The organism is Candidatus Binatus sp., assembly GCF_030646925.1.
Lineage (GTDB): Bacteria > Desulfobacterota > Binatia > Binatales > Binataceae > Binatus.
In genome coordinates this window covers 1-8625 of the sequence record NZ_JAUSKL010000025.1, presented here as the reverse complement: position 1 = coordinate 8625, position 8625 = coordinate 1, and the positions used below count along the sequence as shown (strand labels likewise).

Annotated in this window: 8 protein-coding genes and 1 pseudogene; 4 read left to right on the top strand and 5 right to left on the bottom strand. The window is 56.6% G+C overall.

What is annotated here, in order from left to right:
• Positions 1 to 72: 72 nt before the first annotated feature.
• The 5 genes and pseudogenes from Q7S58_RS03345 to Q7S58_RS03325 form a co-directional block, all read right to left on the bottom strand.
• Positions 73 to 480 (bottom strand): hypothetical protein, encoded by a 408-nt coding sequence (locus Q7S58_RS03345; protein WP_304820797.1) that lies wholly within the window; start codon positions 478 to 480, stop codon positions 73 to 75.
• Positions 481 to 807: 327 nt separating this feature from the next.
• The gene (locus tag Q7S58_RS03340; protein WP_304820794.1) at positions 808 to 1359 is read right to left on the bottom strand and encodes a hypothetical protein; all 552 of its coding nucleotides are present in this window, start codon (positions 1357 to 1359) and stop codon (positions 808 to 810) included.
• Between the two features lie 215 nt (positions 1360 to 1574).
• Positions 1575 to 2054, bottom strand: a pseudogene (locus tag Q7S58_RS03335) (recombinase family protein); the annotation flags it as partial.
• The gene (locus tag Q7S58_RS03330; RefSeq protein WP_304820790.1) at positions 2041 to 2523 is read right to left on the bottom strand and encodes a DUF2924 domain-containing protein; all 483 of its coding nucleotides are present in this window, start codon (positions 2521 to 2523) and stop codon (positions 2041 to 2043) included. The gene Q7S58_RS03330 and the pseudogene Q7S58_RS03335, both read right to left, overlap by 14 nt.
• An 88-nt stretch (positions 2524 to 2611) precedes the next feature.
• Positions 2612 to 3550, bottom strand: coding sequence for a hypothetical protein (locus Q7S58_RS03325; protein ID WP_304820788.1), 939 nt, complete (start codon positions 3548 to 3550; stop codon positions 2612 to 2614).
• A 613-nt stretch (positions 3551 to 4163) separates the two neighbouring features.
• Here Q7S58_RS03325 and Q7S58_RS03320 point away from each other — a divergent pair.
• The 4 genes from Q7S58_RS03320 to Q7S58_RS03305 all read left to right on the top strand — a co-directional run bounded on the left by Q7S58_RS03320 (position 4164) and on the right by Q7S58_RS03305 (position 8381).
• Entirely contained in the window at positions 4164 to 5174 is a 1011-nt protein-coding gene (locus tag Q7S58_RS03320; protein ID WP_304820786.1) for a hypothetical protein, read from the top strand.
• 3 nt (positions 5175 to 5177) lie between these two features.
• On the top strand, positions 5178 to 5351 hold the full coding sequence (locus Q7S58_RS03315; protein WP_304820784.1) for a hypothetical protein: 174 nt from the start codon (positions 5178 to 5180) through the stop codon (positions 5349 to 5351).
• A gap of 102 nt (positions 5352 to 5453) precedes the next feature.
• The gene (locus tag Q7S58_RS03310; RefSeq protein ID WP_370655447.1) at positions 5454 to 6137 is read left to right on the top strand and encodes a tetratricopeptide repeat protein; all 684 of its coding nucleotides are present in this window, start codon (positions 5454 to 5456) and stop codon (positions 6135 to 6137) included.
• A 600-nt stretch (positions 6138 to 6737) separates the two neighbouring features.
• A complete protein-coding gene (locus tag Q7S58_RS03305) occupies positions 6738 to 8381 on the top strand; it encodes a VWA domain-containing protein (protein WP_304820779.1) in 1644 nt (547 codons plus the stop codon).
• Positions 8382 to 8625 lie beyond the last annotated feature (244 nt).

Below are 8625 nucleotides of genomic sequence, written 5' to 3'. Positions count from 1 at the left end.
CCGACCTGTCTGTCCCACCGGTACCGCGGTTGTGTGGCGTTGGGTTGAACCGACGATTTCGTTTTCATTGGCTCACCGTGTGGCGCGGGCTCTGTTGTCGCCTTTTGTTTGCGGGTATCTGAAGCCAGCCCAAATGGCGAGCACGATCAAAAGACTTCGTGGTATAGGAATAATCATTTCAAGTGCCCCGGCGAATTGAGGAATCAACCAAACGAGTGTTTTGATCGCGAAGAAAAGCATGACGTCGGCGACTATAGAAACGCTAAGCCATCTCTGTTCTCGCGTTTCGGCCTTGAGGCGCATCAACAACGCCCCCAACCCTATACCGACAAAGATAAGTTCCGCACTCAGTTCGAAGAAAGCGTCAGCTAGGTTCATGCCTGGTAGCGCAACTCCAAAATACGGGAAATAGAAGAGGTTCGCACCGAAATAGAGCGGCGGAGCAGCCGCCATAGCGAAAACGGTTATTATCAAAATCACAAGAAGTCTCCTCATAAGAATACCTAGATCGTCATTCAACTGGAGGCACTGGTGGAATAGGAGCTATTGGCGCTTGCTCCGGAGTCTCATATCCCATCGCTTCCGCAGTACAAAAAGCTACGACTGAAATTCCGGTTCAGATGGAATTTTTAGTAGCGACAGGGCCTTCAGAACCGCCATCTGTCGAGCGATGTCGTCTGGGGTTGTGATCGGATCGTATCCTTCTTAGTCGTCACGCCATTCGGGGCATTCGTGAAGGTTCCTCCGTACTCGGCACGCTTAGCGCGTCCTCACACGCTCGGCGAATCGCCGACGATCGCCGACTTTTCATACATCTGGCTCGACCGCCCGAGCGATCACTTCGTTCACGAAGTCGCCGTATCCCCATCCGATGTTCTGCGCCAGTTCGGAGAGGCGAATCAAGCGAGGCCGCAGATTTTGGCGAAACTCATCCGGACATCGTTGGAGGCTGCCCAAGGCCCGTGACAGCATGCCCTCGAGCGAGGAGAAGAAGCCCTCGTCACCGTATCCAAGGTCGGCAGCAAACCCGGTTCCCTGCTCAACGAAGGTCAGCATAAGTTCGGCTGTGCCCGCCGCATCTCCGGTCGCTCGTTCGTATTGGCTGATCGCACGCTTCGCCTCGGCAATCTGGACCTTCGCTCCCTTGCGAAGGGGATCGGGCCAGAGACAGTCGGCGACGAATTGCTGGTACATCGGAAGCTGTTTGGGCGCCCCGCCGAGGCGCGCCTCGAGGAAGCGCTCGTTCTCCTTCGATAGGTGGTAGAGTTCGCCGATGAGGCGGATCAGTTGCGTCGGCTGCTGTTTCAACAATGTCGACCGAATTCTACCAAATCCTTCCGAACCAAATTTCGCTCGCATCGTCCTCTCCGCCCCTTAACGATCTCCCTGCACAAATGTAGAAGGTCGGCTACCCCGGCAGATTACAGCATTGCGCTTCGCCACTTCTATTGGGAGCTTGAGATTCGTGTGCGGCGAAACAGCGAGCGGAAGGGCAGCAAACCAGAAGAGGCGAAAACCTCCGTGGCAGCCCACCAAGCGACGGCTGCAAGGCCTTGTGAAACAAGCGCTCGTGGACGCTTAGAGGCCGCAATCTTGTCGCGGATCCGCTCGCCGGTTACCTCTCGCTCGAACTGGGCGAATGACAGCAGCACGTTAAGCGTCAGCCGCCCCATCGAAGTCGTGGTATTGAACTGCTGGGTAACCGCTACAAACGAGACGCCACCGGCGTCGAAGATTTCGACCATCTTGGCGAAGTCAGCCAACGATCGAGTCAGCCGATCAACTTTGTACACCACCACCACATCGAGCAATTTCTCGCGGATATCAGCCAGCAGCCGTTGCAGGGCAGCTCGTTCCATCGTTCCGCCCGAATAACCCCCGTCGTCAAAGGCCGTGGTGACGAGTTGCCACCCCTCCCCGGCCTGGCTTTTTATGTATGCCTCACACGCCTCGCGCTGGGCGTGCAGCGAGTTAAAATCCTGCTCCAGTCCCTCTTCCGAAGATTTACGGGTGTAAATCGCGCAGCGCCGGATCGCAGACTTAGCGAGCTGCATGATCTTGCTCGCTGGAAGGAGCTCGCAGACCAAAGAAGAGTGGTCCAGACCATCTGCAGCCGGTGATGAGGCGCGCCACTTCGGAGAGCGACCGGTAGCGCCGCTCCGAGTACAGCACCCCATCGTCGAGCACCGTCACCTGATGGGTGACGCCGTGCCACTCTCGCACCAGCATCGTACCCGGCCGCGGACTGCGCTCGGGCGTGACGACCACTTCGCGGCCGGCGGCGGCTGCTTCCGTCACTCGCGCCAGCAGCCGATGAGTGGCGGGTTTGAGGCCACCATGAGCCTTCTCCTGCATCCGGTATCCAATGCCCTGAATCAGCAGCGGCCGATTGATCCGAGCCGGCGGTCGAGCTCCGTAGAGCTGCCGCCAGCGCTTTCTGAGATCGTCAGTCGTCAGTTTTGAAAGCCCAGCTAGATCGCCGGCGCGTTCTCTTGGTCTCGAAATACCCTGATTGCTCTTCATTCCTCGTGTGCCTCCATCGGAGATGGTCACACACATCGCTCGTTTCAAGGCCGGCAGCCAGTCCTCTCTTTACCCCTGATTGTGTGCCTCAGAGACGGAAAGAGCTTGATTCTGCTCGAATAAAGCTCTCTGCAAGGTTGAAGACGGTCCGAACACTCCGAAGCTTTTGGGATGAGTTGGCTTCAATAGTGGCGCGGCAGTTCGAATCGCCCTTGCTCCGCCAGTCAGTCCTCGACGTCCCGCATTCTCCGCCGAAACGGCTTAAATCTGCGCGTGTGCGCGGCTTCACGTCGGCCCATCCTGCCTTGTCTCCGAGACGTTCGAATATTTCCATGGCACGTTGCGAAGCTATCAGTCCGTCATCGCTTCGAAACGTCTCGACGCAGACCATACCGCTGCCACGATAGAGCTTTCCAAGTGACGCCTGATCGCCGCCCTCCTCAGCCAGGGCTTCGGCCTCTCGGTAGTGGTTCAGCGCCAGCGGGATGTTCATCCGGGGAGTCGTTTGCGCGTACGCAGATCCCAATTCGGCGTGCAGCTTAAAAATCCCGCGTTGATCGTCAATCTGCTGGTAGAGTTTCAGTGCGGCTTCCAGATGCTCAATACCGTGATTGAAGTCGAAGGCGCGGCTCACCGAGCCAATCCGATGATGGAGACGTGCCCGCTTTGTGATTTCCAGATCCAGCGTCTCCGCCAGTCGAAGCGCCGCATTCCAATGTGCGGCAGCCTCCTCGTACGCGAAGACCTCGACCGCCGCCTGTCCAGCGCGGATCGAGTAGTCAAACGCCTTCTGCGCACTCTCTGCACAGGACGCTTCACGGAAGTGATGGGCCAGCTCGCTTAGATGCGACTCGAGATGAGAGGCGTGGATTTTCTCGAGTCCCTCGGCGACCAGGCGATGAATCCGCCCGCGCTCAGCAGTTCCCAATTCTGCATAGAGGAACTCGCGAATCAGCGCGTGCGAAAAACGGTACTCGGTCTTGGATGCTGGATTTCGGGACACGACCTCCTGCGCTCGCTGCTTCATCGATCAGCTCAACCAGATTGGCGGCCCCCGGAGCGGCGGACTGCGCCACCAGATCCAACTCGAACTCGTTTCCGATCACGCTGGCGATGTCCAGAACGGAGCGCGTTGCTTCACTGAGAAGTTCGAGACTGCGCCGAATCGACTCGCGGACATTTTCCGGAAGCTTCAGATGCTGGACTTCAACCCGTGTGTGACGCGCCAGCTTGTCCTCCGAAAGTAGCGCACGCACGACACCATCCAGGAAGAACGGATTCCCAGGTAGTGGGTCAGTTTGAAATCCGTAGCCGTTGACGAAGCGCTGCATCCTGTGGCAGGTCATGCGATAATATCGTCATGGCTGAAACCCCCAAGAAACGTCCGCGCGACCCGATCGCTCTCGCCAAGCTCATTGGAGATATCGCGACGGGACAGGTCGAAGATCGCGTTGAGGATAATCGGAATCCGGCTGCTGTCGAGCTAGGGCGGAAGGGCGGTTTGAAAGGCGGAAGGGCGCGGGCCGCCAACCTGTCAAAACAGCAGTTGAGCGAAATCGGCAAGAAAGCAGCCAAATCGCGATGGCGCGGTCGTCCTTGATATTCACTAAATGGGGCGTTACAGTCTCGCTTCGTGGCTGATGGCTGACAAGGGCAAAAATAGCGCAGCGGGGCAGAGCGCATCCAACGGCGGAACAATAGTTAACGGCCCGGTTCTACCCGTTGCACCCTCTGTACCAAAACGTTACACCGCAGCGATCCATGCTGATCCCATCGTCTTGCCGACGGATTTTGTAGAGACTGCACGCGAGCTTGAAAAAAACTTGCAAATGCCGCTCTGGTTCTTTGTCCAGCATCCGCCGGAGAATCGAGAGCAGGAAGATTTAAGGACTGTCGCCCCGGCACTTTTTGAATTGTTCCTACAGAATATGTCATTGCTTCCGGGTCGCCCCATAGCTCTCTTAATTCATTCGCCAGGAGGAATTGCAAACTGCGCCTTTCAGCTCGCAAATCTTTTGACTGAACGTTGTGGAAGCTTTGTTGCGGTCGTACCACGCTACGCGAAGAGCGCTGCCACACTGCTTGCGCTTGGCGCAGATAAGATTCTGCTGGGCCGTCCGCCTGCCGAATTAGGACCGCTTGACGCTCAACTCTTCGATCCAGAACGTGAGGAACATCTTTCGGCTCTAGACGAAGTACAGGCGCTTGAACGCCTGCACGCTTTTGCACTCGAAGCGTTTGACCGGCAAATGTTCTTGCTTCTTGACCGAACTAACAAGAAGCTTTCCACTCTGTTCCCGATGACCATGAAATTCACTGCCGATACTGTCCGACCGCTCTTCGAGAGGGTGGATGTCGTGCGGTACACTCAGATGTCGCGCATCTTGAAGGTCGCCGAAGAGTACGCGGTACGTTTATTGCTTAACAAATATACGCGAAAGGAAGCAGAAGCGATTGCTAGTCACTTAGTTGAGAAGTACCCGGAGCATCGGTTCTCAATTTACTTGAGCGAAATCGCGCGAATATCAACGGAATTAGGGCTAACGCGCGATCTCGCTACACAAGCTTCAACGGAGCAGCAGCAAATCTTCGATAAAATGTTGCCCTTCCTTGGGCAATTCACGGCAGTCGGTCCACTCTTGGAGGTGTAGACCATGGAGAAAAAACCCGAAAAGAGCTTACGTGCCGGAATTCGGCAAGCCATTGAGAAGGCGATCTATCTTTCAAAGGAGCACGGCACGTGGAGGGATCTGAGAAACACCGACGATGACGCTGGACGCCTGAAACGTTGGAAACAATCCGTTCCGGCTCAAGAGAAAGTAGGTTAAACCGCGAAAGCCATTTCGCTTTTTGCAGAGCAATACCGGGCCTTTCGGGGTCCGGTATTTTTTTGACTCGACGCACCCGATCCCCTCTCGAAGGCTTACGTACTGCTCCGACGCAATGATTGTTCGGCAGCCGATTCAGAATTCACGGCATTTCTTGCCACTCAGCCGAACGAGGTGCGCGCCATTTCAGGCAAAGCCGACACGATGATATGCCTGGGAAAATATGACGACGCCATCGCCGAGTATTCGCACGCCATCGAACTCGATCCCAAGTGGTTCGACTATTTGGCCCGGGGGGTCGCCTACAAGGCCAAGGGCGATTTGACCCAGGCGATCCAAAATTTCGATTCCGGGATTGCAATAAAACCAATCGCCTCCGGACTCTATGTCTATAGAGGCACCGTATTCGCACAGCGGGGGAATCTCTTGGCTGCGCGGGCTGATTTCGACGAAGCATCGAGTCTTTTTTCCGATAAGCCGAGGATGTTCAACGCCTACGGCTGGTCGCTTGCGACATCGCCGATCAGCGCATATCGCGATGGACCCGCGGCCGTAGAGTATGCGACGCGAGCCTGCGAATTGACCTCATGGAAGCGTGCATTTGTACTGGACACATTGGCCGCGGCTTACGCGGAAAATGGGAAATTCGACGAAGCGGTGAAGTGGCAGATGTCAGCCCTGGAACTCGCCGGCAAGGTAAACAACAAGGATTATGAGGCGCGGCTTGCGATGTATCGGAGACGAGAGCCATACCGTGGACAGTTTTTGTCCATGGCGTTCTACTAGCTCGTGTGCGCGCGTCGGCAACGATTTGCCGCCGGCCACGGCTGATTGTCAGCCGATTGTCGGACTCATTCAAAGATTTTCATGAAAAAAGCATAGTGAAGGCAGGATAAATGAGTACACTTTCCTCATTGTGACCTGACCAATCCTGCTGATTCCCAGCTCGACGACAACATGTTAGCATGGTCGGACCGCTCTGTTAGGCGGTTTCATCGGATGCATTTTCTGAATCAGCCCAAACCCGCACATGCGTTTCTCGTATTCGCTATCCTGGCTTCGGCGTGCGTCTCGACCGTCCAACCTCGGGCTGTGGCCCCCAGGGCCGGCGCGCCTGCCATCGCGCCAATAAATGCAGTTCCCCCTCCGTTGCTCGAGCTCTGTCGTCCGTCTGACTTGCCGCCCGCGAATCTGCTCTCGGCACCTGGCTATACCCAGTTCTCAGTTGCAGTAAGCGCCTCCTCGGGCTTACCAATCACGGGACTCACTGCGTCGGACTTCTCGATCAATTCAGGAGGCCGAACCTATCCCATTTCCTGGTTCCACGAGAATCCGAGTGGCGCCAACCCTATATCGCTGGTCCTGGTCGGCGACGTGCCTGCCAGTATGTGGAACAAGACTGTGGTCATGTCCTCAAGTCTTTCGCTGGTGCGCGGCGCGTTGGAAGGATCGTTGTCGAGCATGAATGATTGCGATGAAGTCGCCGCAGTCTTGGTCGGTGGCAAATACCTGCCCGGCCTGGATCCAGAGAAGTTGGATCTGCCTGCCTCGCTCGAAGATGTAACTCTGATTCAGTCGTTTACAACCGATCACGAGCTGGCGCTCGTCAAGATCTACAATGTGCTTCCGGCGGGTCAGAACCGGTTAGGTGATGGGATCAGAATGGCGCTTTCGCAGCTTCGAGCGGCGCACTACCCGAGCCGAGTCCTGGTGATTCTCACAGACGGGCTCGATGAGGCAGCGATTGATCAAGGCGTTCGAGTTCTGGCGCAAGCGCGCTCAGATGGCGTCGCGGTATGGGTAATCGGAATCGGCGACCCCGCCGCCAAAACCGGGCTGTTTGCAAAGTTGACCGGGACCGACCGGGTCGATGAGGCCGCGGTGCGCCGCTTGGCGAATGCAGGCGGCGGCCAGGCGTTGTTCGCTCGGCCGGTAGAGAAGGACAATGGCGTTTCCTTGGCGAACGCGATCGCAACGACTACCAAGCAATTGGGGCAGGGCTATACGATCGGTACGATCGCCCCACCTGGCGCCGCGCTAACTGTCGCTCTGCCGAAACGTGCCGATGCCACTACTCGTGTCGAGGAAGCGTCTGGACAAACGCTCGCTGCCGCGGCGGCCCTACCGCCACCGGCGCCTGTTGGCCAATGCGTGTACAAGGATCAGGCGCCAGCCTTGATCGCGAAGCAGGCCGGATACTCCCAGGTTCGCGTGTCGGTCACCGATCGCGGCGGGAAGCCCGTGACAGGACTCAAGCAGGCTGATTTCGTGGCACATTTCGAACCCGTCAATGACCCCATCGTTTATTTTCACGAGGACGACGGCACCATTCCCAAATCGATAGTGATTGCCATCGACACCTCCGGCAGCATGACACCGAAAATCGAAGTGGTGCGGCGCGAATTCGGCAAGCTGATCCAGCGTCTTGATCCATGCGACGAGGTAGCGCTCATCGCATTCAGCAGCGGGACCTTCATACTTCAGAAGCTGACGACCAGCCACAAGGTGATCGAACGGCGACTACGCTTCTTGCATCCTTTCGGTCAAACGGCGCTCTACGACGCGACCGCAAGGAGCATCGAGCTCCTGTCTAAGGCAAAGTATCGCGATCGAGTTCTGGTGCTCGTGACCGATGGGATGGACAATGCCAGCCTTACTTCCAAAGACCGCCTAATCACAGAGGTAATGCAGAGTGGTGTGCCCGTTTATGCGATCGGAATTGGAGATCCCAACGTAGGTAGAGTTTCGGCATCGGTCGGCACCTTTGCTTCTGTAACGGACGCGGTCGACGAGCTGACCCTCGATGCGATCGCTTCAGCCTCGGGGGGCAATGAGCGCACAGTTCCATCCATGGACGAGGATCAAGGCCTCGGCTTCTCACGTGCTATCTCGGCGGTTGCCGATCAATTCGATCGTGGGTACAAACTTGGTTTCATCGCCTCGTCGGCGAATGCCTCCGTCAGCGTCTCAGTCCCCGGGAACGCGGACTACGTAGTACGAACGGCGGGTTCTCCTCAACCTGTGAAATGAATCAACAATCAATTGGCTCTTCTGGCTCTTCTTCTCCAGTAATGCATGCGGATTGAGGACCCTGTTGCCCGGTAAAAAATGAGAGAAAAGTGTACGTGGAGTTGACTAGTGGCCTGTAACAGTGACATTGGTATCGGGTTAGTGTATCGTAAGGGATGCTTGATGGAGAGCTTGGATTGGCCCCGAGGGAGCGCAAGGAACTGAGGGATAGAGTGCGCTCGCGCACCCTGCCAGCCGAGGATGT